A 23,893-nucleotide genomic window follows, 5' to 3' on the forward strand; every position below is an offset into this window, starting at 1 on the left:
TTAGGATAACATCGCTTTTCAAAAGCGATGTTATCCGTTTTTCATGTACATAGGAGGACTTTTGATCAGAACATGGAATCGGTCATGCCGCGCCTGGAGAAAACAGTGTATCCGGCGGCTGGCATGGAATTATCAGCGTTCCAGACGCTTAAGGTGTATCCGCAGAATTCTGGCGGCTGCGATCTGTCTGGAAATTGCAGCAGGAACGGCATTATTCTGGCAGGAAAAGCGCCCTGAGCTTTCTCTGGTACGCAGGGAAGAACTCTGTGAAGTGGAGCTTATTTCCAAAGAGGCAATTGCTCCGGGCAATGCTGTGAGCAGTGAGCCGGAACAGGATATTTACGGGATCCGGCTGGATACAAAAAATTTAGAAGTCCAGTTTTACCACAGAAAGGATTCTATCCGGCAATAAAAAACATATTGCAATTCAGATGCCTGTGTATTATAATTTTTTCTGAAATTAACTTCTTTTATTTATATTACTTATAAATACATCAAGAGAGGAAGAAAGCCGATGGAAGAGAAACGCTTGCTGAATCCAGATGAGCTGCACGAGGAGTGCGGTGTATTCGGAATGTACGATTTTGACGGCAATGATGTGGCATCCGAGATTTATTACGGACTGTTCGCATTGCAGCACCGGGGGCAGGAAAGCTGCGGTATTGCGGTCAGCGACACAGAAGGACCGAAGGGGAAGGTAAATGCGTATAAGGGGATGGGGCTTTGCAATGAGGTGTTCACACCGGACATTTTAGAGGGGTTACATGGAAACATTGGTGTGGGACATGTGCGTTACTCGACTGCGGGAAGCAGCACAAGAGAGAACGCGCAGCCTCTGGTACTCAATTATGTGAAGGGTACCCTGGCACTGGCCCACAACGGAAACCTGGTCAATGCGCCGGAGCTGCGCAGAGAGCTGGAATACAGCGGTGCAATCTTCCAGACCACCATTGACTCTGAGGTCATTGCGTACCATATCGCGCGTGAGCGTGTGCGCACGGCAACCGTTGAAGCAGCAGTGGTCAATGCCATGAAGAAGATCAAGGGTGCGTATTCCCTGGTCATCATGAGCCCGCGCAAGATGATCGGTGCGAGAGATCCGTTTGGCTTTAAGCCTCTTTGTATCGGCAAAAAGGAAAATGCCTATATCCTGGCATCCGAAAGCTGCGCCCTGGCAACGATTGACGCGGAGTTTGTCCGCGACGTGGAGCCGGGCGAGATCGTAACGATCACCAAGGACGGCATCCGCTCCGATAAGAGCATGTGCCTGCCGGATCCGAAGAAACAGGCAAGATGTGTCTTTGAATATATTTACTTTGCAAGACCGGATAGTGTGTTTGACGGTGTGAGCGTTTATCATTCCCGCATTCACGCAGGCCGCTGTCTGGCGATCGATTCCCCGGTCGATGCCGATCTCGTGGTCGGTGTGCCGGAATCCGGTAATGCTGCAGCACTTGGCTATTCGATGCAGTCCGGTATCCCATACGGAACGGCGTTTGTGAAGAACTCCTATGTGGGACGTACCTTCATCAAGCCGAAACAGAGCAGCCGTGTTTCTGCGGTAAAAGTAAAACTGAATGTATTAAAAGAGGCAGTTGCAGGAAAACGTGTCATCATGATCGACGATTCCATCGTCCGCGGTACGACCAGCCACCTCATTGTGAAAATGCTGCGCGATGCAGGTGCGAAGGAAGTGCATGTGAAGGTCAGTGCACCGCCGTTTTTGCATCCGTGCTATTTTGGAACGGATATCCCGTCCGAAGACCAGCTGATCGCAAGCGGACGCACGGTAGAAGAGATTCGTCAGATCATCGGGGCAGATTCGCTGTCTTACTTAAAGATGGAACGTCTGCCAGAACTGGCAGAAGCCCTGCCGATCTGCACGGCATGCTTTAGCGGAAACTATCCGCTGGAACCGCCGAAGGAGGATATCCGCGGCGAATATACGAAGTAAGCGCCAAAGGAAAGCATTTGCGGCGAATATACGAAACAAGTGTCGAAAAAATGCATCCGCGGCGAAGATACCAAATAATCAATCAAAATATTGGAGGGTTCTTATGAACGACAGATACCAAAGCCCGTTGTCCGAGCGTTACGCAAGCAAGGAGATGCAGTACATCTTCTCCCCGGACAAGAAATTCAAAACCTGGAGAAAATTATGGATCGCGCTGGCTGAGACTGAGAAAGAGTTAGGCCTGCCGATTACCCAGGAGCAGATCGACGAGTTAAAGGCACATGCCGAGGATATCAACTATGAAGTCGCAAAAGAGCGTGAACGTCTGGTGCGCCACGATGTCATGTCCCATGTATACGCTTACGGTCAGCAGTGTCCGAAGGCAAAAGGGATCATCCATCTGGGTGCAACCTCCTGCTATGTAGGTGATAACACGGACCTCATCATCATGACCGAGGGCTTAAAGCTGGTTCGTAAAAAACTCATCAACGTGATGGCAGAGCTGGCAAAATTCGCAGACAAGTACAAAAACCAGCCGACCCTGGCATTTACCCATTTCCAGCCTGCACAGCCGACTACCGTTGGTAAGAGAGCAACGCTTTGGCTCAATGAGCTTTGTCTGGATTTAGAGGATCTGGATCATGTCCTTTCTACCATGAAGCTTCTTGGCTCCAAGGGAACCACCGGTACCCAGGCAAGTTTCCTGGAACTCTTTGAGGGAGACCATGAGAAATGCCGCAAGGCAGACCAGATGATCGCCGAGAAGATGGGCTTTTCTGCATGCTATCCGGTTTCCGGCCAGACCTACTCCCGTAAGGTAGATACCCGTGTCCTGAATGTTCTTGCAGGAATCGCGCAGAGCGCCCACAAGTTCAGCAATGACATTCGTCTGCTGCAGCACTTAAAAGAAGTGGAAGAGCCGTTTGAGAAGAACCAGATTGGTTCCTCCGCAATGGCATACAAGAGAAACCCGATGCGCAGCGAGCGTATCGCATCTCTTTCCAACTATGTAATGAGCGATGTCATGAACCCGATGATGGTTGCTTCCACCCAGTGGTTCGAGCGTACCTTAGATGACTCCGCAAACAAGCGTTTAAGCATTCCGGAAGGCTTCCTGGCCATCGACGGTATCCTGGATCTGTACTTAAATGTTGTAGACGGCCTGGTGGTATATCCGAAGGTGATTGAGAAGCATTTTATGGCAGAGCTTCCGTTCATGGCAACCGAGAACATCATGATGGATGCAGTAAAGGCAGGCGGCGACCGTCAGGAGCTGCATGAGCGCATCCGCCAGCTTTCCATGGAAGCAGGCAGAAATGTCAAGGAAAAAGGTCTGGACAACAACCTGTTAGAGCTCATTGCGGCAGATCCGGCATTTGGACTTTCCTTAGAAGACTTAAAGGCATGCATGGAGCCGTCCCGCTATGTAGGACGTGCACCGCAGCAGGTAGACGAATTCTTAGGCGAAGTAGTCAATCCGATCCTGGAGGCAAACAAGGGAGACCTCGGTATGACCGCAGAGATTAACGTATAAAAGAATGTTTGATGTAATAGGAATTATTTTCTGAGTCTTATTTTCAATGTATGGAACATGTCAGAAAATGACAAAACTGATAAATTACAGTAATTAATGTTTATAACGTACATTAATAACAAGAGGTAGGCAGATTAGAAAATCTGTCTGCCTTTTTGTGTTTGCGTATTGATTTTAAAGCAAGAATCTTATATACTGTTAATGTTTGCGGAGTCGGCTGATTCCGCATGAGAATATTAGGAATAGCAAGTGGCGGTGCCAGGGCACATTGGTTTTCGATGTGCAGCGCGTGAGTAAAAATGCGCGAAGTCCGTACTGTCACGTTAAGCACAACAAAGGAGACGAATTATGTCAAAGGTAGATGTAGTTATTGGATGTTTTTATGGCGATGAAGGTAAGGGAAAAGTAATCGATTATCTTGCAACGAATGCAGATATCGCTGTCCGTGCAACCGGTGGTGATAACGCAGGCCATACAATCGAAGCAAACGGAGTGAAATACGCAATGCGTCTGATTCCGTCCGGAATCCTGTCCGGTCATACCATTGGCGTAATCGGCAACGGCGTTGTTATGAACCCGCAGGTGCTGTTAGGTGAGATCGAAAACTTAAAAGCACACGGATACGATATCGACAACCACTTAAAAATCAGTGACAAGACCCATGTGATCCTGCCATACCATCCGATGTTAGACCGCGCACTGGAGAAAGCAAGAAAGGCTTCCAAGATCGGCACCACCTGCAGAGGTATCGGACCGACCTACTGTGACAAGTACGAGCGCGCAGGTTTAAGAGTTGAGGATCTGTACGCAGACAACTTCAAGAGCCATCTGGAAGAGCTGGTAGAATCCAGAAAAGCACTCTTAAAGTTCTATGATCCGGAAGACACCACCATTGATGAAAAACTGAACTTTGAAGAGGTATATAAGACCTATACCGAGTACGCAGAGCAGTTAAAGCCGTTCGTATGTGACACTGTAACTTATCTGCACAAAGCACTGGAAGAGGATAAGAAGGTCATCGTAGAGGGTGCTCAGGCAACCTTACTTGACATCGACTTCGGTTCCTATCCGTATGTAACCTCCTCCAATCCGACTATCGGCGGTATCATCACCGGAACCGGTTTAAGCGCATCCGATATCGGCAATGTATATGGCATCATCAAGGCTTACTCCAGCCGTGTCGGCGAGGGCCCGTTCGTAACCGAGCTGCTCGACGAGACCGGTGATAAGATCCGTGACCTTGGTCATGAGTACGGTACCGTAAGCGGCAGACCGCGTCGCTGTGGCTGGCTGGATCTGGTAACCTTAAAATATGCAAAGCGTCTGAATGGTCTGACCGGAATCTCCGTAAACCACTTAGACACCATCGGTAAGTTCGACAAGATCAAAGTCTGCGTTGCTTATGACTGCAACGGGGTACAGACCGAGGACTTCTCAACCAACTTAAAGTTCTTAGAGAACAGCAAGCCGGTATACAAAGAGTTCGATGGTAACTTCGGTGACATCTCTGGCTGCAAGACCTTCGAGGAGCTTCCGGAGAATGCAAAGGCATACATCAACTTCATCGAGGATTATATCAAAGTTCCGGTAAAATTCATCGGAACCGGCGCAGGACGCGAGGCAATGATCGTACGCCTGTAAAAATAGTAATATTGTTAACGTAATAGAGCCGTGAAAGCTGCCTTTCGGTAGCTTCCACGGCTTTTGTCTTATTTCAGCAGACGAAAAAATAAGACTCTGTTTTATAATCGTGATTCACGTATTATAAAATATTGACTATGTATGCATGGTGTCATATATTATATATAATCGATGAGGAGGTATCATTTATGGAACCAATGGGAATTGTACAGGCTCGCACACCGGAGCGGATCAAAGAAAACGCAGCAAATATTTTGGATAAACTTGGATTGAACATGTCTACGTATATCAATATGGCTTTGAACCAGTTAATTATTCAAGAAGGAATTCCGTTTTCTGTTAAGCTGACAAAATCCTCCTATACGAATGCGGAAAAAATCAATGAGGTAGCTGCAACATTAAAACTTGAAGGATTACATTTAGACGAGAATGACATACAGTTAATGCAGGAGATTCAGCATGGAAATATCAGTTTTGAACAAGCACGAGAGAAAATATTAAACGAGGTGTAAAATGTCAGATACGAAATGCTATCAGCCAGCCAAAAATCTTTTCTGTGTGAGTACAGCGAAATGGAAGAGGTGATTCGTAAATGTATTTACAAACAATAGAATCACACTATGAGTCATAATAAGAGATTCCGGAAATAATAGGAGACAGGAGAAAAATGAGTAGTATAAGGGCGTTTGTAATCACAATTTTTGTAGGCTGGCTCAGTTCTGTGATTTGTGAAACCATGCTTTGGCCTCAACTAGGTTCGATTTTTGCAATTGCAACAATGGGCGCATTTATTCTTAAATCTATAGAGAATTTAAAGGAAGGCTCATCAGAAGATGCAAAATCATAGTATTATAAATCAGAAAATCGATAGTTGACAAGGGAGTGTGATTGCATGGGAAAAGCAATTTTAGCAATGATTGTAACCATAATGGTTGGGTTTATGAGCAGTGCCATCTTTGCAAACTGGGTCAATGCACCAGAGTGGGGTGTTATCCTTGCTGTTGCTGTGATGGGTGCATTTATTATTCTTTTCAATGATAAGAAGTAAGTGACTTCCAGCTTGGAGAACTGGTGAAATCAACGATTGCGAGAAAAAAATGGAATTTAAGAATTTATTACCAGCTCAAAATCGTGATGAGTTACGAGAATGGTTTTCGGAAAATTATAACAAAGAAACCGAATGCTGGGTAGTTGTAAAGCGTGGACGTCCAGTAGATAATGGAACTTTTTGGTATATAGATGCAGTCGAAGAAGCCATGTGTTTTGGCTGGATTGATAGCACCACGAAGAAAATGGATAACGGAATAACGGCACAAAGATTAGCACCCAGAAGAAAAAACAGTTTGTGGTCTGATTTAAATAAAGAACGTTGTCGGAGAATGGAGCGATTAGGGCGTATGACGGATGCTGGAAGAGCAGTTTTGCCGGATATGTCTGAAAATGGTTTTGTTATTGACAAGATGATTTTAGACGCATCGCAAATAGACGCTGAAATTTGGGAGAATTTTCAAAAATTCCCGCCGCTCTATCAGCGTGTGAGAATTGATACGATCCAGATTAAGAAAAAGCATCCAGAACTGTTCCAAAGTCGCTTACAAAAATTTTTAGATAACACCAAGGCGGGGATTATGTATGGCGAATGGAATGATAATGGACGCTTACTTACAGACTGACAGATTGCAGTTTACCGAACCACCAGCGGTTTTGATCAAAACATCAGGCAGGGCAGAAATCGGAATCGCGATCCGGTTTTCTGCGGTAACCCGGTAATTTTCGGAGACATCGGTTACGAAACAGGGCAGGGAGGAGGCCTGGACCAGTTCCTGAAAGCTATAGCGGTTGTTTTGGGTCAGAAAGCGGGAATCCGGCATTTTTTCTAATACAAAGGACCAGAAGCCGATATCTGGCATTAAAAGCATGTTTTCTCCGTTCATGTCGGAGAAGGACAGGCTTTTTTTGTTTGCATATTTGTGGTCTTTGGGAAGTGCGAACATCAGGCTTTCGGTTCCCCATTCTTTGAAAAAATAGGAGTCGGAATCCGGTTTTTCGTGGGTGACGATCAGTTGGTAGTGATTCTGATCCAGTCCCCTGAAAAGCCGTTTGTCTGAGGTCGTGTCGGCCTGCAGAGCCATGTGGGGAAACAGACCGGTGATCATCGGTGTGAGCGTCCACAAAGGAGCGGGGGCGCAGGTGCCGAGGAAAATCGTGTGGTTTTTCCGGTCAAATTCACGAGCTTTTTCCGTGAGGGAGTCTGCATCTTCCAGAAGCTTTTTTGCCAGCTCCAGCACATATTCTCCATTTTGATTCAAAGTCAGTTTATTCTTCGTTCGTTCGAACAGGGTTAATCCCAGATCTTCTTCCAGATTTTTCAGTGAAAATGCGTTTGATGCTGCATTGGAACCGAAAGAATTATATGTGGTTGAAGATGCAGAACACATTGATCTGTGTGACAGAACAGATCGAATCCCATTTGAAAAACTGGCTGATTTTTTCAGTGAAAAGATGTAAAGGAGCAATTTATGAGCAAAAAGGCATTAGTGATTTCAACCAGTCTTCGTCAGAACAGCAATTCAGATATGCTTGCAGAAGCATTTGTAAAAGGAGCGAAGGAGGCTGGAAATCAGGTTGTAGAAATTAGTTTAAAAAATAAAACAATCAACTTCTGCAAAGGATGTTTAGCCTGTCTGAAACTTGGACATTGTGTGATTGCTGATGATGCAATAGATATTGCAAAGCAGATGCATGATGCAGAAGTGATTGCTTTTGCAACGCCTGTTTATTACTATGAAATGGCTGGTCAGATGAAAACAATGCTTGACAGAGCCAATCCATTATATGGGACAGATTATGCTTTTGAAGATGTTTATCTTTTAAGTACGGCTGCAGAAGCTGAAGAGGGTGTTGATAGCCGGGCAATCAGTGGTCTGGAAGGATGGATTGAGTGTTTTGAACGCGCCAGACTTGCTGGAACTGTCTTTGCCGGAGGTGTAGATGATGCCGGAACAATAAAAGGGCATAAGGCAATTGAAGAGGCATATCAATTAGGAAAAGCAATTTCATAATCAAAATTAGTTCATCGAATCTATTGATATGGTTGGCAACAAAGAATCTTTCAGAGCCTGCAGGAATTTTTCGGCAGGCTTTGAAAGCATTTGTGTTTTTTTCCAGATTAGATACATTGGTATTTCAAGTGCCGGTCTAAGTGGGCGAAAGCAAAGGCTGCTGTTTCCGGTCGTATTGATGATCTTATCAAAACATATGGCATATCCCATGCCTTCTTCGACGAGAAGGGATGCATTAAATAAAAGGTTATAAGTAGCAACTATGTTTAAATCAGAAGGTGCTACATTCAGCCATTGCATCAGTTTTCCACCGTTTATTTCTTCTTGGGAGAGAATCAATGGTTTATCTACAAGATCTGCCGGGAAAATCACATCTTTCCTGGCAAGAGGGGCATCGTTTGGCATAAGAACACCCCAGATATCTTTGGAAGGAAGCGTAAAAGCGTTATATTTCTTTAAATCAACCTGTCCAAAGATCATTCCAAAATCAATTAATCCTTTATCCAGATGATCAGTGACAAAATCTGCATTTCCACTGAAAATATGGTAATGAATGCCGGGATATTCTGCCTGCAAGTTTGACGCTGCTTTGGCAAGGATACGAAGTCCGTCTGTTTCTCCGCTACCAATTGATACATCTCCAAGAATAATGCTATCGGAAAGGGCGATTTCCTGTTCCGCTTTTTTCACTAATTCAAGGATTTCTTCTGCACGTTTTTTGAGAATCAATCCTTCTTCGGTAAGTGTTACTTTACGGGATCCTTTTGTTCCTCTGATCAAAAGCTGTTTTCCAAGTTCCTTTTCCATATTTTTGATCTGAGTAGAAAGTGTAGGCTGTGACAAATGCAGGGATTCGGCTGCGCGAAGGATGCTCTGCTCTCTTACAACTGCTAAAAAATATTGTAATACACGTATTTCCATATCATAATCCTTTCCGCATTCTCGCAAAATAAATCCTAAAAAGCTGTTTAAGGTTATTTTATCATGCAAATATATAATTTTCAACTATACAAATGCATCAAAACTAAGTATTTGCTATGCGCAGAAATTAAATTTATACTTAAGGTGATAAAAGAAGAGTAAGAAAAAAGTATGAGGAGAAAAATGGAATATGGGAAAAGAGAAAGAAATGGAATTAATGAGTACAGAGGCATTTGTCAAAGTTCTAAATAGCGGAAAAAAAGTTACTGCCGGGTCTGATGTACATTTGAAAATGATAGAATTATCCAATGAGGCAATGCAGATTACCGGAAAACTAAATCAGGGATATCATACACCAGAAGAAATTCGGTCACTGATGTCAGAACTGACGGGAAGAGTAGTGGATGAGACATTTGGAATGTTTCCACCGTTTTATACGGATTGTGGAAAAAATATTCATATCGGTAAAAATGTGTTTATCAATTCAGGGTGTCAGTTTCAGGATCAGGGAGGAATTTACATCGATGACGGAGCTCTGATCGGACATCAGGTAGTGCTGGCAACATTAAACCATGAGATGGATCCGGGTAAAAGAGCAGATTTACTTCCGGTATCGATTCATATTGGAAAGAATGTATGGATTGGTGCACATGCAACCGTTTTGGCAGGAGTGACGATTGGAGACGGAGCTGTCATTGCAGCAGGAGCAGTGGTGACAAAAGATGTTCAATCGAATACAGTGGTCGGAGGCATCCCTGCAAAAGTGATAAAGAAAATAGAGGTGCAGAAGTCTGAAAGATAGAGTCGGGAGGTGTTGAGATTGACAATAAAGAAAAAAATACGATTGTCAAATATATTGACTGTTTTGATCCCGATTGCTTTTACTGCAATTGTAATTATGGTCTGTCTGAATACATCACTTGGAAGCTATTGGCATACATTAGTTTCCTTATACAGTGACGAAAATGGAGTTCAGTTTGCACATAGTATTATGGCGAACTATCAACAGGAGCTTGCAAAGGGAAAATCTACGGATTGGATGGTTCATATGATAGGACAGACCGTAGGTGGTTATACAAATGCTACACATGGTATGACGCTGGCAGCAGTTTCACTTCCATACTATCGATATATAATGCGGTTCGGATTAGAAAAATTCAGACAGTTTGCTATAAATGTATGGAATGTAGATACAGTTGGAAAAACAGATGAACAGGTGGCAGAAGAAGGATTATCTGCAATGGAGAATTGGATGAGAGAACTGGGACTTGTTATGAATATCACTGAACTTGGAGCTACAGAAGAAATGATAGATGGAATTGCAGATGTTACAATTATTCTGCCGGGTGGATATAAAGTATTAGATCGGGAAGAAATTGTGAAAATTCTGAAAGAGAGTCTTTAAGATGGATAAAGTGAGATTAAATAACGGAATTTGTATGCCCATGATAGGATTTGGTATATGGGATATCCGAGGAAAAGATTGTATTGAGTGCGTAAAAAATGCGATATCTTGTGGCTATCGTATGATTGATACCGCAATTATGTGTGACTATAAAATCAAAAGTGATGTCCATGATACAGGAAAAACAGTTAAAAGATGATAATGGCAGATTATTTGGATTTGGAACACACATGTTTCGGCATTACTACGGAGTCAAACTTACAGAAATGCATCTCGATGACTGGACGATAGCAAGGCTTCTCGGACATAAGAGAGTATCGAGTGTAAAGCATTATCGCAAAATGAGCAACCTGATGTGGGATTCCGCCATGGCTGAGAACGGCATTCTGAAAGTCGGACGCGTGACTGACTTCCAGGCACACCAGATGGAGCATCAGCTGGAGGCTTATACGGACTGCAACCACGGATAGGGACTTGCCGTGATCCAGCCGGTATACTACCGCCATATCTTAAAAGATGCAGAAGAAAAATTTACCCGCTTTGCAAAGGCTGTTTTTGCAGTGGATACCGCAGAGTAGAGCCATACAATGGTTGGACTCCTGCGGTTTTTTGGGCTTTGTGTCGTGACACAATTCTGTCAATAACTTGACTTCTTTTTTTATATTCAGTAAAATGATGCTATATGCAAATCAGAGGTAAGCATTTTACGTCCGGTGGGGCAGAAACGATGCGCAGAAAGGTGTAAAACATTCATGAAATTAAATCGTACAACTCAGCGGACCATAGAGATCCTGGAAATCATTTCCCAGAAGCCGGAGGGCGCTTCCTTAGACGAGCTGTGCGACCGTCTGGAACTTCCAAAGACCAGTGCATACGACATTGTCACGACGCTGGAGGCGCTTGGCATGGTCCATGCGGACTGGGGACAGAAGAAACGCTACACCATTGGCCTTACGGCATACCGGATCGGCATCAATTACACGAACAACTTAAATATCATGAATGTGATGGAGCCGGAATTAAAACAGTTTGCCCATGAAATCGGGAAGACGGTGTTTTTCGGAGTACGCTCCGATTGTGAGGTCGTTTACATCTGCAAGTTTGAGCCGGAAAATCCGATCATCACCACGGCAGCGGTGGGAAGCCGCATTCCATTGTATTGTACATCTCTCGGCAAGGCAATCTTAGCTTACAGTGAGCCGGATATTCAGCAGCAGCTTCTTAAGCGTATGGATTTTGTGAAAAAGACAGAACGCACCATTACCGACCCGGTGCGGCTTATGGAAGAGCTGGAACAGGTGCGCGAGCAGGGCTATGCACTGGATGCACGGGAGATGGAGGAGCATGCGGAGTGCGTGGGTGCACCAGTATTTGGGGCAGATGGAAGTCTGGTTGGTGCTGTCAGTGCCTCTACATTATACCGGGATGCGGTCAACTATGAAGAGCTGGGGCGTATTGTTTCCAGAAAGGCAAAGCAGCTATCCGGGATGCTTGGATATGTTGGAAGAAAGTAGTTGTCCCGGCACAGCATGCAAATGAAAAGAAAAGAATAGAGGACCGGAGAGACAAAAAGTCAGGTTCGGGCTGAAATGGAAGAAAACAGGTTCAGGAGAAGGAGAGATGAATATGCAGAAAGAACAGGTTTTATCCAGAATGAAAGAAGAGTGTCTGGTTGCGGTAATCCGTGCGAAGAACCGCGAACAGGGGGAAAAAGTTGTGGAGGCCGTGATCGAAGGCGGCATTCATTTTATCGAGATCACGATGACCATGGATGAGGGAAATCCGATTGAATTTCTTGCTGCCATGTCGGAAAAATACCGGAAGGATGACCGGATCGTGATCGGTGCTGGTACGGTGCTTGATCCGGAAACTGCAAGAGCTGTGATTCTGGCTGGTGCGAATTATGTGGTAAGCCCGGGACTGAATCTGGACACGATCAGACTGTGTAACCGCTACCGTGTGCCAATGCTTCCTGGCGTTATGACTCCGACAGAGGCCATCACTGCGCTGGAAGCCGGATGTGATGTCATCAAGTTGTTCCCGGGAAATATCCTGGGACCGGCAGCGATCAGTTCTTTCCGTGGTCCGCTTCCGCAGGGCAATTTTATGCCGTCCGGCGGGGTCGATGTGGATAACGTAGATAAGTGGTTAAAGGCAGGTGCCTATGCGGTTGGAACCGGAAGCAGCCTGACAAAAGGAGCAAAGACCGGCGATTTTGCAGCGGTGACAGCAAAGGCAAAAGAATTTGTGGCAGCTGTGGCAGCTGCACGGGCAAACTAGGAGGAAAAGACATGGCAAAGATTGTGACCATGGGGGAAATCATGCTCAGATTATCGACCCCGGGTAATGAAAAGTTTATTCAGGCAGATGAATTTGATATCCATTATGGCGGGAGCGAGGCCAATGTGGCGGTATCGCTGGCAAATTACGGATATGATACGGAATATGTTTCTGCAATCCCGGATAACCCGATCGGGGACTGTGCTGTGGCAGCGCTGCGGAAATACAATGTAGGAACAAAATTCATTTCCAGAAGCGGGGAGCGCCTTGGAATTTATTATCTGGAACCAGGTTCTTCTGTGCGGCCGTCCAACATTGTATATGACCGTGCAGGTTCTTCAATTGCCTGTGCAACACCAGATCTCTTCGATTTCGATGCCATTTTTGCAGATGCAGACTGGTTTCATTTTACCGGGATCACCCCGGCACTTTCTGACCGTGCGGCAGCACTTACCGAGGCAGCACTGAAAGCTGCAAGAGCACATGGGGTTACGGTGTCCGTAGACTTGAATTTCCGGAAGAAACTCTGGTCGCAGGAGAAAGCACGCGAAATTATGACAAATCTTATGCAGTATGTAGATGTCTGCATTGGCAATGAGGAAGATGCGGAAAAAGTTCTTGGATTTAAGCCGGAAGGCAGTGATATCACGTCGGGAAATCTGGAGCTTTCCGGTTATATGAATATTTTCAGTCAGATGGTGGATAAGTTTGGTTTCCGTTATGTTGCAAGTTCTCTCAGGGAGAGTCACAGTGCTTCGAACAACGGCTGGTCTTCCTGCATCATGGATGGAAAAACAAAAGAATTCTATCATTCGAAAAAGTATACCATCGCCCCGATCGTGGATCGTGTCGGCGGCGGGGATGCCTTTACTTCCGGACTGATCTGTGGACTGCTGGAAGGAAATGATATGAAAACTGCGTTGGAATTTGGTACAGCGGCAGCTGCCCTGAAACACACGATCCCGGGTGATTTTAACCTGGTGAGCCGTGTGGAGGTAGAGAAACTCGCCGGAGGAGACAGCTCCGGACGGGTACAGCGCTGATTTACTCCATAAACAATATTGCACGATAACGAATGAGGGGCGAAAGTTCCCGCAGCCGCCATGCATGGCGGCTGTGGGAACTTTCGCCCCTTTGATACTTACTGTGCGATATTGTTATATTTTGTTTTACTGTGGTCCAATATACTCATCACTGCTGAAACCAAGGATCAGCATAAAGATCGGAGTTAAGAAAAATAAACCAATCGTGAATCCTACGCCATGTCCAAACGCTTTTGCAAGCTTGTTTGCGGCGATGATATTGACGATGGTAGCAGCCAGTGCGCATAGGGAACCTACATAAGAGAAAGCACCATCTGTTGCACCAAGTATTCCTCCAAGCAACGAGCAGACCAGTACGATCCAGAACATATTTGGATTCCAGGTGAATTTGTACTGGATGTAGCTATTGTAGATTGGAATCAGAGCTTTCCAGCCTGGTTCTCCGGCTTTCTCAAAAATTTTCCAATAAGCAATTGCCTGAAGAACGTACCAGCCAACAGCCAGAATGATAATGGTTCCAATGCTGGCAAAAAGTAAAGCAGCAAGACTATCCATAGCATATACCTTCCTTTCTCATTTGTATCCTGTTTGCGCAATGCGCGGGCAGTAACATACTGACAGTATAGATTGTGTTAAGAAAATAGTCAAGAAAGCAAGAATTATTTCTGAAAAATTACGGATTTTTACGATTCTATGACTTCTATTGACCCTGGAATGGTTCGAGGGTGTAAAGTCATGACTGTCAGATGACAAGAGCATCGAAAGGAGAAATACAATGAAAAAACATGCAAAAACACTTTTAATCCCGTGTGCAGCCGCAGCGCTGACCCTGGGAACAACCATGTTGTCTTTTGCGGCAACCGGCTGGCAGGAGGAAGACGGAACCTGGCGTTACTACGATAAGGATGGAGAGGCAGTTACCTCGGTCTTTAAGAAATCCGGAAATGATTTTTTCTGGCTGGATGAAGATGGCAACATGGCAACCAGTCAGCTGATCCAGGACGATGACGATTACTATTATGTGAACGAGAGCGGTGCCATGGTGAAAAACCAGTGGCGGGAACTGGAGAATGACGATCCGTCGGACGATGGTGAGTCCGATACGGTCTGGTATTACTTCGGGCCAAACGGCAAAGCTTATAAGAGCAAGGATGCCGGACGGGTGAATTTCAAGAGCATTGTCCGGGCGGATGGTGTTACAAAAAAGTATGCGTTTGATGAAGAAGGAAAAATGCTCTATGGCTGGATCGATGAGCAGGGCGAGCGCCAGACCGGAGATGATGCATGGCAGACGGGCGTTTATTATCTGGGAGCTTCCAATGATGGCGCTATGCGCAGCAGCCAGTGGGAACGCCTGGATGTGGTCGATGACAACCAGACAAGCGATGAGTTCCAGGACTGGTACTGGTTCTATTTCAATGCCAACGGCAAAAAGGCAGCCGATACCAAAAAGACCATCAATGGGCACAAGTATTATTTTGAGGAATACGGCAATGCGCGTTTCAGCTGGTACGCAAGTGCAAGCAATGCAGCATCGGTAGCAACACCGAGCTTCTACAGCCCGATCGGGGACAGCTGGATGTCTGTTGGCTGGTTTAAGACAGTGCCAGGTGAGAACACGGATCCGGAAGGATATTCTGACGGAGAAGAGCGCTGGTACTATGCAGAAAAGGACGGTGACGTAGTCAAGAGCCGCATCAAGAAGATCAACGGTTCCTACTATGCATTTGATGAGTACGGAAAGATGTTAGAGGGACTCTACAAGTTGACGGTATCGGACAATGATATCCTGTCTTACAAGGAAGTGGAGAGCGAGAGTGATCTGCCGGAGGCAGGAGATGCTGAGGAACTTTATTATTTCGGCGGTTCTTCCAAGGATGGTGCCATGAAGACCGGAACCGTGGTACTGGATCTTGATGGAGAACGCCACACCTACAACTTCCGCAAGTCTGGCGATGGACGTGGACAGGGATACAATGGAATTGAGGATGGTGTCATCTACGAGAAGGGCAAACGGATCGAGGCCGATTCTGATGAAAAACTCAAAAAAGTAGAGTGGAATGATCCGGATGACGATTCCAAGTCTGGTACTTATCTGGTAAATACCAGCGGTAAGATCCAGAAAAAGAAGACGAATGTCAAAGATGGCGATGACATTTATTACTGCACCGACAGCAAGGGCATGGTAACCTATGAGGGAACCGAAAAGTACAGCGCGAAGTAGGAGAAAGACGGAATAAGAAGAATAAAATAAGAAGAATGAAGCACGGATAGAAAGAATTACCGTAAAAACGATCACATAATGAATGAAAACTCTCTGTAAAAAAGGGACCTGTAAAAAGGTCTCTTTTTTCATTTGTATCTTAAAAAAGTGCATACATCCAATAAAAATGCACAACGACTTTCTAAAAGAAACATGTTACGATAAGTTTATCATAAAAAGAGTGGAGGTACTTTATGAAAAAATGGTGGAAGGAAGCGGTTGTCTATCAGATTTACACAAAGAGCTTCTATGATTCCAATGGGGATGGCATTGGAGATTTGCAGGGAATTATCCAGAAGCTGGATTATATTAAGAAGCTGGGGGCAACGGTCATCTGGCTGAATCCGATCTACAAATCACCGGATGTCGATAACGGTTATGATATCTCGGATTATCAGAGTATTGATGAGCGTTACGGCACCCTGGACGATTTTAAGGAGCTGTTGGAAAAGGCGCATGCGCGCGGCATCCGTCTGATCATGGACATGGTGCTGAACCATACATCCGATGAACACCGGTGGTTCCAGGAGTCAAAGAAATCAAAGGATAATCCTTACCGGGATTATTATATCTGGCGTCCGGCAAAGAACGGGAAAGAGCCGAACAACTGGGGCAATTATTTTTATGAGGGACGTGGTTCGGCCTGGGAGTTTGATGAAACCACCCAGGAATATTATCTCCATAATTACTCGAAAAAAATGCCGGATTTGAACTGGGACAACCCGAACATGAAAGAGGATATGTGCCGCATGATGCGCTGGTGGCTTGATCTGGGGGTCGATGGGTTCCGTATGGATGCGGTGAACCGCCTGGTAAAGCCGAAGGGGCTTCCAGATTCTCCGAATCCGCCGACACCACCGGTAGGAATCTATGGTTATGTGGTCGACCGGACCATGTGCGCAAACTGCCCGGGTATTCATGAACTGCTTCACGAACTGAACCAGGAAGTGTTCCAGAAATACGATATGATGGTTGTCGGGGAGACCGGAAACGTCGATGCTGCCATTGCGATCGATTACGTGAAAGAGGAACGGGAAGAAATCAATATGGTATTCCATTTTGAGATTGCAAAAAATCCGGTCTTAAAAACGGCGGTAGAGATTAAGGAAATTGAGCGCCGCTGGAATCACGTGGTTATGGAACAGAACGGATGGATCACCCAGTATCTCTCCAATCACGATACGCCGAGACAGGTTTCTTTCTTTGGAAACGACAAAGAGTACCGCTATGAGTCTGCCACGATGCTGGGACTGCTGATGCATACCCATCCTGGTACGGTTTATATCTACCAGGGAGAAGAAATCGGCATGACCAATGTGGATTTTCCGTCGATCGAATATTATAACGAAAAATATACCGTAGGAAAATATGAGACGATGGTAGAAAGCGGAGTGGATCCGGAAACAGCCCTCAATTCCCTGAAGCATACCAGCCGCGATAATGACCGGACCCCGATGCAGTGGGACGACAGCGACAATGGAGGATTTACAACAGGAACCCCGTGGATGCACAGCAATCCGAACTATGTTGATATTAATGTTGTGCGGGAAGAAGAACGGGAACATTCGGTTCTGCGTTTTTACCGGACACTGACTTCCTTAAGAAAAGAACATCCGGTTATGGTATACGGCGATTATCACCAGATGTTAGAGGACGATGAGGATCTGATCGTTTACTTAAGACAATATGAAAAGGAAACATGGCTTGTGATCTGTAATTTCTATGGGAATGAGCGCAGCATGCCGCAAAAGGTTCAGGAAATCCTGGATCAGGAACATGGGACACTGCTTCTTGGAAATTATGACGATGTGACAAATGAGACTGCAGAACAGATTCGTCCGTATGAAGCAAGAATCTATCAGTTATCATAAACAATCACCCAAAGGAGGAAAAACATGGCAAAACTGGATTCAAGATTTGCGTTGGGTCTGGATGGAAGCTGCTATCCGGACTGTGTCGTACAGGGAGAAAAATACCGCTTTACGGTTCTGACCTCCCGGATGCTGCGCATGGAATACGCGGAGGACGGAGTATTTGAGGACCGTCCGACCCAGGTGGTGTGGAACCGTAAATTCGATCATCCGCAGTTCCAGGTAAACGATCAGCCGGACTGTCTGGAAATCGATACCGAGTATTTCCATCTGGTTTATGACAAAAAAGAATTTGGTCCGAATCATCTTTACATTGATGTAAAATACAACTTTACAAACTACGGCGGCAGATGGTATTATGGCCGGACTGATTATGGAGATCCGCTCAGAGAGCATAATTTAAAGGGAACGACACGTACCCTGGACCGATGCGACGGGGAATGGTTTGTAGGAGCAAATATTCTGGAAAAAATGCGCACGAACGGTACCACAACCAACCGGGAGGATGGAGATGTGGATCTTGGCATGGGACTGTGCGATACCAGCGGACGCACCTTTTTTGAGGATGGAAAATCCCTGATCATCGATGAGGAAGGCTGGGTACATCCGCGGAAGAAAGGGTGCATTGATACCTATTTCTTCGGATATGGCCGGGATTATTTTGGGGCGATCCATGACTTTTACCAGTTATCCGGCGCAGCACCGCTTCTGCCGAAATATGTTCTTGGCAACTGGTGGAGCCGTTACTGGAAGTATACGGAAGAAAGCTATATGGCTCTTTTAACAAAATTTGAGGAGCTGGATATCCCGTTTTCCGTTGTCGTGATGGATATGGACTGGCATCTGGTTGACATTCCGGAAAAATACGGAAAAGGCTGGACCGGATATACCTGGAATAAGGATTTCTTCCCGGATCCAGAACGTTTCCTAAACTGGCTGCATGAGCACAACTACCGCATTACCTTAAACCTGCATCCGGCTGACGGCGTGCGGGCCTTTGAAGAGCAGTATCCGGAGATGGCAAAAGCCCTGGGGGTTGACCCGGATTCCGGATTCCCGGTACGTTTTGATTTTACCAACAAAGAATTTGTGGAGGCTTATTTTAAATATCTGCATCATCCGGAGGAGAAAAAAGGGGTTGATTTCTGGTGGATGGACTGGCAGCAGGGCAATGTTTCTGCCGTGGAGGGCATGGATCCGCTCTGGATGCTGAACCATTATCACCACTATGACTTAAGACGTAACGGAAAGAGAGCCGTTATGCTGTCCCGTTACAGCGGTCTTGGAAGCCACCGTTACCCGATGGGCTTTTCCGGCGATACCCATGTGACCTGGAATGCGCTCCAGTATCAGCCGTATTTTACAGCAACGGCAGCCAATGTCGGATATACCTGGTGGAGTCATGATATTGGCGGTCATATGAATGGAATCAAAGACAATGAGCTATATATCCGGTGGCTGCAGTTTGGTGTACTGTCTCCGATCAACCGTCTTCACAGCAATTCCAAGCCATTCTGCGGAAAAGAGCCATGGCGTTATCCGAAGCCGTACGATGAAATCGCGGCGGATGTCCTGCGGCTTCGCCACAGACTGATGCCGTACATTTACACGATGAATTACCAGTGCCATACAGATATGGTGCCGATTCTGGTTCCGGCTTACTATTACTATCCGATGGATCCGGACAGCTACCGTTACCGTAACGAATATTTCTTCGGAAGTGAGCTTCTGGTTCAGCCGATGGTGCATCCAACCGACAAAGAGACCGGATATACAACCGAGCCGACCTGGCTTCCGCCGGGAATCTGGACCGATGTCTATGAAGGTGCCGTATATCATGGCGGAGAACATGGCGATTTAAGACAGATCAGCCGTCCAATCGAACAGCAGGGAATTCTGGCAAAAGCAGGCGCGATCATTCCGATGGCAGCACATACACAGGGAAGCAACAGCATCGAAAACCCGGAGACGCTGGAACTTTCTGTATTCCCTGGTGGAGACAACGAATATGAACTTTATGAGGATGCCGGAGATGGTTTTGCTTATGAACAGGGTCAGTATGTGAAAACGGCCATGAAACTGACCTGGACTCCAAAGAAGGCTTCTTTCACACTTCACCCGGCAGGTGATTTCACCGTTCTGCCAGAAGCGCGCCGCTATGTGCTGCATTTCCGCGGCTTCCGGAATCTCGCAGTCAGCCAGATAAACGCAAGCGAGGCGTTTGCAAAGCAGTACGATGAAAAGACCCGTACCCTGACCCTGACATTGGAAGGAACCGATGTGAAGCGCGATATTTCCGTGATGCTGGAAGGCGAACTGCTGCCGCAGGATGAAAATCTTTCCGAACGTGTATTTGAATTCCTGGACCGTGTGCAAGGCAGTGTTGTGCGAAAAGATGAAGTCATGAAATGCTTCCGTCAGGCATCTGGAAAAGAAGAGATCGCCAGTGGACTGATGGGCATGGATCTTCCGGAAAGCTGGAGAGCGGTGCTTATGGAAATGGTGATGCGCTAAAAATTAAAGTAAAATCCATTGTATGATCTTAAAAAAGTGCAGACAGAAATTTATTAATGCACAATAGATAAAAAATCGGGAAAAACAATTATTCCATCATACAAAAATACCAAATATAATAAAGACATCTTAAACATCTCGTGGAAAAGATGAGAAAACGAAGGAGGTATTTGTTTTATGAAAAAAGTTTTTGCCGTATCGATGGCAGCGCTGATGGCAGCGGTTTCCTTAGCAGGCTGTGGTGGTGGTTCCTCCACTACAGAGACAAAAGCAGCAGACACGACGGCTGCAGCAGCTGAATCCAAGACCGAAGAAACCACAGCAGGAGAAGCAAAAGAACTTACCGGCGACCTGGCAATGATGGTAAATAATGCATTTACCGGAATGGACGACCCGGCAATCATGCGGGCAGCAAAACAGTTCGAGGCAGACCATCCGGGTGTCACCATTACGATCGAAGGTTTATCTGGTAAAGAACTGGTCAGCAAATTTACCACATCCGCAATGGCAGGCTCTGGTCCGGACATTGTTGCATTGGACAATGCCGGCTGGCCGATCGACCTTGCAGCGATGGGACTGATCACACCGCTTGATGATCAGATCAAAGCGTCTGAGAACGATTATTTGCAGGGACCGCTGGAATCCGGACTGTATGAAGGCAGCTATTATTCGGTTCCATGGTATTTCAACAATACCGGATTATACTACAACAAGCGGATCCTGGAAGAGATCGGAAAGACCGAAGCACCGACCACCTGGGATGAACTGGAAGAGGATATCAAGCTTGCAACCGAGAAAGGTTATGCAGGTATCTCCACCAGACTGGATGGCTACGCAATCTTCAATGCATTTATGGAGAATGACAACCCGATTATCGATACCTCAGGTGAGACACCGGTTGTAACGGTAAACAATGAGTCTGGTAAGGAAGCATTCGACTTCTGGACAGGCCTTCACACCAAATACAAAGCATTCCCGGAAGGCATGAAAGATGCTTCTGACTGGGCAACTGCTTACACCACATTCGTGTCCGATGACTGTCTGTTCTTTGTCTGCGGTGACTGGGCTTACAAGAACATCGCGACCGGCAACCCGGATATGCAGTTTGGTCTGGCTCCGATGCCGAAAGGAAAAGTAAACGCCGTATGTCTTGGCGGTTATAACCTGGCGATCAACGAGAACAGTGCAAACAAAGATCTGGCATGGGCCTTTGTTGAGTATTTGACCAGCAAAGAGTGCGATTATGTTTTAACCGAGCAGGGTCGTATCCCGGGCAGAACCGATGTGGATTACGCACCGATCATTGAGATGAATCCGGATTATCAGGTATTTATCGATGAGGCTGCTTATACCGTTCCAAGACCGCGTGTAAAGAATGCATCTTCTGTTGATGAGATGGTTTGCGACGCATTCAAGAAGGTATTTTTCGATCAGAGCACTGCTGAGGATGCACTGAATGAATTAGAGACTGAACTGAACGATTTCATTACAGAAAACTACTAATTTGGTTGTAAGGACCGCCAACGCCTTATAAGCAGGCGGGCGGTCCTTTTTTTACGGTTGACTTCTGAAAAAATCTGGAGAGAGAGGGCAGCATGAAGGCAAAAACAAAGAAAACAAAACTGCGTCTGAAGGAATATTCATTCCAGCAGAATATGCATGGTTATATGTTGATTGCCCCGGCAGTCATTGCAATTATCCTGTTAAGTATTTACCCGCTGCTGCAGGGTATCTGGATCAGCTTTTTGAACTATGACATGACGAAAGCAAACAGTGCAGCATTCGGTACGTTTGCCGGATTAAAAAACTATCACGTCATTTTCAGCAATTCCAAATACCGGAATGCGGTAGCCAATTCGGTTGTGTGGACTCTGGTCAATATTGTCGCACAACTGGCACTTGCCATGGTTGTGGCACTGGTTTTAAATGAAAAACTGAAAGGACGCGGCCTGTTCCGTACCATTGCTCTTTTGCCATGGGCAATCCCGGCAGCAATCAGTGCCCTGACATTCAGTGCCTTGTACGATACCAAGATCGGTATTTTTAATGTTATTTTGATCAAACTCGGTATCCTGAAAGAGGGATTTTCCTTCCTTGGAAATGTGCAGACAGCGATGCCGGCGGTTATCCTGGCCAACGTCTGGAAAAGCACCCCGTTTTTGATGATCTTTATCCTGGCAGCCTTGCAGGGCGTGTCCTACGACATGTATGAGAGTGCTGCAATTGATGGCGCAGGAAAGCTGAAACGCTTCTTATACATCACACTGCCGAATATCAAAGAGCCCATGGCCGTAGCGGTAATCCTGAATGTGATTTCTATATTCAACAACTTCAATGCAATCTGGCTGCTGACCAAGGGTGGTCCGCTTGACAGCACCGAGATCATGTACACTTATGCATACCGGCAGGCATTCGTGGATCACAAATTCGGTTATGCAGCAGCAACATCGGTGGTCATTTTTATCGTCATTGCAATTCTTACCGTAATCTATGTAAAGATGATCGCGTCAGACCGGAAAGAGTAAGGAGGAGACAGGATGAAGAGGACAAAACTGGAACTGGCAGTGCTGTATATCCTTTCGATTATCATAGCATTGTGTGCGGCTTTGCCGTTTGTATGGGTACTTCTGACCGCATTAAAATCACCGGAACAGATCTTTAATGCAAGCCAGATCATCCCGACTTATATCACATTTGACAACTTCAAACAGGTATTATTTCACTCAAATTTTGCACGTTATTTCTTAAACAGTGCCGTGATTTCCATTGCAGTTACCCTGATTTCCATGATATTTGCAGTCATGGCAGCGTATGGATTTTGCCGTTATCACATCATGGGATCTGAGCGGATCAAGATGGGAATCTTGTTCACCAAGATGTTTCCGGGCGTGTTGCTTTCCATTCCTTACTATGTTATCATGAAAAAAATGGGCCTGATCGATACACATCTTGGCCTGGTTATTATTAACTGTTCGTTTGTTTTGCCGTTTGCAGTATGGAATATGTGCACCTTCTTTGCACAGATGCCATGGGAGATCGAGGAGGCTGCGCTGGTAGACGGATGCAACCGTTTCCAGGCATTTACCAGAGTCATTTTCCCCCTTGCAAAGCCAGGTATTTCTGCAACAACACTGTACTGTTTTTTGATGTCCTGGGATGAATTTATGTATGCAAATACGTTTATCAATACCGCAGTCAAGAAGACCGTACAAGTCGGAATCCGCGACTATATCGGAGAGTATTCTACCGAATGGGGACCGCTGATGGCGGCTGTTATTTTGAGCCTGATTCCGGTAATCGTATTCTTTGTATTTGTCCAGGATAACTTGGTTGGAGGACTTTCTGCAGGAGCAGTAAAAGGTTAATCGTTTCCCCGCGGCAAAAGAAAAACAGCACAGAAAAGGG

Annotated in this window: 24 protein-coding genes and 1 pseudogene; 22 read left to right on the forward strand and 3 right to left on the reverse strand. The window is 45.8% G+C overall.

Going from position 1 to position 23,893, the window contains the following annotated elements; all coding sequences use genetic code 11:
- The first annotated feature begins 61 nt into the window (after positions 1–61).
- The 8 genes from DXB18_RS13125 to DXB18_RS13160 all read left to right on the forward strand — a co-directional run bounded on the left by DXB18_RS13125 (position 62) and on the right by DXB18_RS13160 (position 6,802).
- A complete protein-coding gene (locus tag DXB18_RS13125) occupies positions 62–412 on the forward strand; it encodes a hypothetical protein (RefSeq protein WP_118541116.1) in 351 nt (116 codons plus the stop codon).
- 102 nt (positions 413–514) lie between these two features.
- Positions 515–1,954, forward strand: coding sequence for an amidophosphoribosyltransferase (gene purF / locus DXB18_RS13130; protein WP_118708256.1), 1,440 nt, complete (start codon positions 515–517; stop codon positions 1,952–1,954).
- Between the two features lie 103 nt (positions 1,955–2,057).
- A complete protein-coding gene (purB, locus tag DXB18_RS13135; RefSeq protein ID WP_118541112.1) occupies positions 2,058–3,488 on the forward strand; it encodes an adenylosuccinate lyase in 1,431 nt (476 codons plus the stop codon).
- 348 nt (positions 3,489–3,836) lie between these two features.
- On the forward strand, positions 3,837–5,129 hold the full coding sequence (locus DXB18_RS13140; RefSeq protein ID WP_118541110.1) for an adenylosuccinate synthase: 1,293 nt from the start codon (positions 3,837–3,839) through the stop codon (positions 5,127–5,129).
- A 188-nt stretch (positions 5,130–5,317) separates the two neighbouring features.
- Positions 5,318–5,641 carry a type II toxin-antitoxin system RelB/DinJ family antitoxin gene (locus tag DXB18_RS13145; RefSeq protein ID WP_182430572.1) on the forward strand — a complete coding sequence of 108 codons (324 nt, stop codon included), beginning with the start codon at positions 5,318–5,320 and terminating at the stop codon, positions 5,639–5,641.
- A 155-nt stretch (positions 5,642–5,796) separates the two neighbouring features.
- A complete protein-coding gene (locus tag DXB18_RS13150; RefSeq protein WP_118541106.1) occupies positions 5,797–5,976 on the forward strand; it encodes a hypothetical protein in 180 nt (59 codons plus the stop codon).
- Between the two features lie 45 nt (positions 5,977–6,021).
- Positions 6,022–6,177 carry a binding-protein-dependent transport permease gene (locus tag DXB18_RS13155; RefSeq protein ID WP_118541104.1) on the forward strand — a complete coding sequence of 52 codons (156 nt, stop codon included), beginning with the start codon at positions 6,022–6,024 and terminating at the stop codon, positions 6,175–6,177.
- Positions 6,178–6,226: 49 nt separating this feature from the next.
- Positions 6,227–6,802 (forward strand): YdeI/OmpD-associated family protein, encoded by a 576-nt coding sequence (locus DXB18_RS13160; protein WP_118708258.1) that lies wholly within the window; start codon positions 6,227–6,229, stop codon positions 6,800–6,802.
- Here DXB18_RS13160 and DXB18_RS13165 read toward each other — a convergent pair.
- Positions 6,788–7,567: a LysR family transcriptional regulator gene (locus tag DXB18_RS13165; RefSeq protein ID WP_118708260.1), complete on the reverse strand. Its 780-nt coding sequence runs from the start codon at positions 7,565–7,567 to the stop codon at positions 6,788–6,790. The genes DXB18_RS13160 and DXB18_RS13165 overlap by 15 nt on opposite strands.
- An 81-nt stretch (positions 7,568–7,648) precedes the next feature.
- Here DXB18_RS13165 and DXB18_RS13175 point away from each other — a divergent pair, with 81 nt between their 5' ends.
- Positions 7,649–8,191 (forward strand): flavodoxin family protein, encoded by a 543-nt coding sequence (locus tag DXB18_RS13175; RefSeq protein WP_118541100.1) that lies wholly within the window; start codon positions 7,649–7,651, stop codon positions 8,189–8,191.
- 6 nt (positions 8,192–8,197) lie between these two features.
- On the opposite strand, the gene DXB18_RS13180 is transcribed toward DXB18_RS13175, so the two are convergent.
- The gene (locus tag DXB18_RS13180; RefSeq protein ID WP_118708262.1) at positions 8,198–9,112 is read right to left on the reverse strand and encodes a LysR family transcriptional regulator; all 915 of its coding nucleotides are present in this window, start codon (positions 9,110–9,112) and stop codon (positions 8,198–8,200) included.
- Positions 9,113–9,329: 217 nt separating this feature from the next.
- On the opposite strand from DXB18_RS13180, the gene DXB18_RS13185 reads away from it, so the two are divergent.
- From DXB18_RS13185 to DXB18_RS13210, 7 genes and pseudogenes are all read left to right on the forward strand, one after another.
- Positions 9,330–9,914, forward strand: coding sequence for a DapH/DapD/GlmU-related protein (locus DXB18_RS13185; RefSeq protein WP_118541235.1), 585 nt, complete (start codon positions 9,330–9,332; stop codon positions 9,912–9,914).
- An 18-nt stretch (positions 9,915–9,932) separates the two neighbouring features.
- On the forward strand, positions 9,933–10,517 hold the full coding sequence (locus DXB18_RS13190; RefSeq protein ID WP_347560895.1) for an iron-containing alcohol dehydrogenase: 585 nt from the start codon (positions 9,933–9,935) through the stop codon (positions 10,515–10,517).
- Between the two features lies 1 nt (position 10,518).
- On the forward strand, positions 10,519–10,716 hold the full coding sequence (locus DXB18_RS16240; RefSeq protein ID WP_182430575.1) for a hypothetical protein: 198 nt from the start codon (positions 10,519–10,521) through the stop codon (positions 10,714–10,716).
- Positions 10,667–10,867: pseudogene (locus DXB18_RS16875) on the forward strand (tyrosine-type recombinase/integrase); the annotation flags it as partial. The gene DXB18_RS16240 and the pseudogene DXB18_RS16875, both read left to right, overlap by 50 nt.
- 402 nt (positions 10,868–11,269) lie before the next feature.
- Positions 11,270–12,031 carry an IclR family transcriptional regulator gene (locus tag DXB18_RS13200; RefSeq protein WP_118708264.1) on the forward strand — a complete coding sequence of 254 codons (762 nt, stop codon included), beginning with the start codon at positions 11,270–11,272 and terminating at the stop codon, positions 12,029–12,031.
- A 112-nt stretch (positions 12,032–12,143) separates the two neighbouring features.
- Entirely contained in the window at positions 12,144–12,797 is a 654-nt protein-coding gene (locus DXB18_RS13205) for a bifunctional 2-keto-4-hydroxyglutarate aldolase/2-keto-3-deoxy-6-phosphogluconate aldolase (RefSeq protein ID WP_118541231.1), read from the forward strand.
- Between the two features lie 11 nt (positions 12,798–12,808).
- Positions 12,809–13,840, forward strand: coding sequence for a sugar kinase (locus DXB18_RS13210; protein ID WP_118708266.1), 1,032 nt, complete (start codon positions 12,809–12,811; stop codon positions 13,838–13,840).
- A 126-nt stretch (positions 13,841–13,966) separates the two neighbouring features.
- On the opposite strand, the gene DXB18_RS13215 is transcribed toward DXB18_RS13210, so the two are convergent.
- On the reverse strand, positions 13,967–14,395 hold the full coding sequence (locus DXB18_RS13215) for a DUF5684 domain-containing protein (RefSeq protein WP_118708268.1): 429 nt from the start codon (positions 14,393–14,395) through the stop codon (positions 13,967–13,969).
- Between the two features lie 220 nt (positions 14,396–14,615).
- On the opposite strand from DXB18_RS13215, the gene DXB18_RS13220 reads away from it, so the two are divergent.
- From DXB18_RS13220 to DXB18_RS13245, 6 genes are all read left to right on the forward strand, one after another.
- Entirely contained in the window at positions 14,616–16,064 is a 1,449-nt protein-coding gene (locus tag DXB18_RS13220; protein WP_118708270.1) for a cell wall-binding protein, read from the forward strand.
- Between the two features lie 233 nt (positions 16,065–16,297).
- On the forward strand, positions 16,298–17,974 hold the full coding sequence (locus DXB18_RS13225; RefSeq protein ID WP_118541088.1) for an alpha-glucosidase: 1,677 nt from the start codon (positions 16,298–16,300) through the stop codon (positions 17,972–17,974).
- Between the two features lie 24 nt (positions 17,975–17,998).
- Positions 17,999–20,488, forward strand: coding sequence for a glycoside hydrolase family 31 protein (locus tag DXB18_RS13230; RefSeq protein WP_118708272.1), 2,490 nt, complete (start codon positions 17,999–18,001; stop codon positions 20,486–20,488).
- A 177-nt stretch (positions 20,489–20,665) separates the two neighbouring features.
- Positions 20,666–21,991, forward strand: a complete 1,326-nt coding sequence (locus DXB18_RS13235; protein WP_118708274.1) for an extracellular solute-binding protein — start codon at positions 20,666–20,668, stop codon at positions 21,989–21,991.
- 92 nt (positions 21,992–22,083) lie between these two features.
- Complete coding sequence (locus DXB18_RS13240; RefSeq protein ID WP_118708276.1) at positions 22,084–23,013, forward strand: sugar ABC transporter permease; 930 nt, start codon at positions 22,084–22,086, stop codon at positions 23,011–23,013.
- 12 nt (positions 23,014–23,025) lie between these two features.
- A complete protein-coding gene (locus DXB18_RS13245; RefSeq protein WP_118708278.1) occupies positions 23,026–23,853 on the forward strand; it encodes a carbohydrate ABC transporter permease in 828 nt (275 codons plus the stop codon).
- Positions 23,854–23,893 lie beyond the last annotated feature (40 nt).

The sequence above is a fragment of the Clostridium sp. OM02-18AC genome, assembly GCF_003481825.1.
Lineage (GTDB): Bacteria > Bacillota > Clostridia > Lachnospirales > Lachnospiraceae > Brotaphodocola.

Coding starts and splice junctions, on each gene's coding strand:
- purF (WP_118708256.1), top strand. CDS start 515: ATGGAAGAGAAACGCTTGCTGAATCCAGATGAGCTGCACGAGGAGTGC.
- purB (WP_118541112.1), top strand. CDS start 2,058: ATGAACGACAGATACCAAAGCCCGTTGTCCGAGCGTTACGCAAGCAAG.
- DXB18_RS13140 (WP_118541110.1), top strand. CDS start 3,837: ATGTCAAAGGTAGATGTAGTTATTGGATGTTTTTATGGCGATGAAGGT.
- DXB18_RS13145 (WP_182430572.1), top strand. CDS start 5,318: ATGGAACCAATGGGAATTGTACAGGCTCGCACACCGGAGCGGATCAAA.
- DXB18_RS13150 (WP_118541106.1), top strand. CDS start 5,797: ATGAGTAGTATAAGGGCGTTTGTAATCACAATTTTTGTAGGCTGGCTC.
- DXB18_RS13155 (WP_118541104.1), top strand. CDS start 6,022: ATGGGAAAAGCAATTTTAGCAATGATTGTAACCATAATGGTTGGGTTT.
- DXB18_RS13160 (WP_118708258.1), top strand. CDS start 6,227: ATGGAATTTAAGAATTTATTACCAGCTCAAAATCGTGATGAGTTACGA.
- DXB18_RS13165 (WP_118708260.1), bottom strand. CDS start 7,567: ATGTGTTCTGCATCTTCAACCACATATAATTCTTTCGGTTCCAATGCA.
- DXB18_RS13175 (WP_118541100.1), top strand. CDS start 7,649: ATGAGCAAAAAGGCATTAGTGATTTCAACCAGTCTTCGTCAGAACAGC.
- DXB18_RS13180 (WP_118708262.1), bottom strand. CDS start 9,112: ATGGAAATACGTGTATTACAATATTTTTTAGCAGTTGTAAGAGAGCAG.
- DXB18_RS13185 (WP_118541235.1), top strand. CDS start 9,330: ATGAGTACAGAGGCATTTGTCAAAGTTCTAAATAGCGGAAAAAAAGTT.
- DXB18_RS16240 (WP_182430575.1), top strand. CDS start 10,519: ATGGATAAAGTGAGATTAAATAACGGAATTTGTATGCCCATGATAGGA.
- DXB18_RS13200 (WP_118708264.1), top strand. CDS start 11,270: ATGAAATTAAATCGTACAACTCAGCGGACCATAGAGATCCTGGAAATC.
- DXB18_RS13205 (WP_118541231.1), top strand. CDS start 12,144: ATGCAGAAAGAACAGGTTTTATCCAGAATGAAAGAAGAGTGTCTGGTT.
- DXB18_RS13210 (WP_118708266.1), top strand. CDS start 12,809: ATGGCAAAGATTGTGACCATGGGGGAAATCATGCTCAGATTATCGACC.
- DXB18_RS13215 (WP_118708268.1), bottom strand. CDS start 14,395: ATGGATAGTCTTGCTGCTTTACTTTTTGCCAGCATTGGAACCATTATC.
- DXB18_RS13220 (WP_118708270.1), top strand. CDS start 14,616: ATGAAAAAACATGCAAAAACACTTTTAATCCCGTGTGCAGCCGCAGCG.
- DXB18_RS13225 (WP_118541088.1), top strand. CDS start 16,298: ATGAAAAAATGGTGGAAGGAAGCGGTTGTCTATCAGATTTACACAAAG.
- DXB18_RS13230 (WP_118708272.1), top strand. CDS start 17,999: ATGGCAAAACTGGATTCAAGATTTGCGTTGGGTCTGGATGGAAGCTGC.
- DXB18_RS13235 (WP_118708274.1), top strand. CDS start 20,666: ATGAAAAAAGTTTTTGCCGTATCGATGGCAGCGCTGATGGCAGCGGTT.
- DXB18_RS13240 (WP_118708276.1), top strand. CDS start 22,084: ATGAAGGCAAAAACAAAGAAAACAAAACTGCGTCTGAAGGAATATTCA.
- DXB18_RS13245 (WP_118708278.1), top strand. CDS start 23,026: ATGAAGAGGACAAAACTGGAACTGGCAGTGCTGTATATCCTTTCGATT.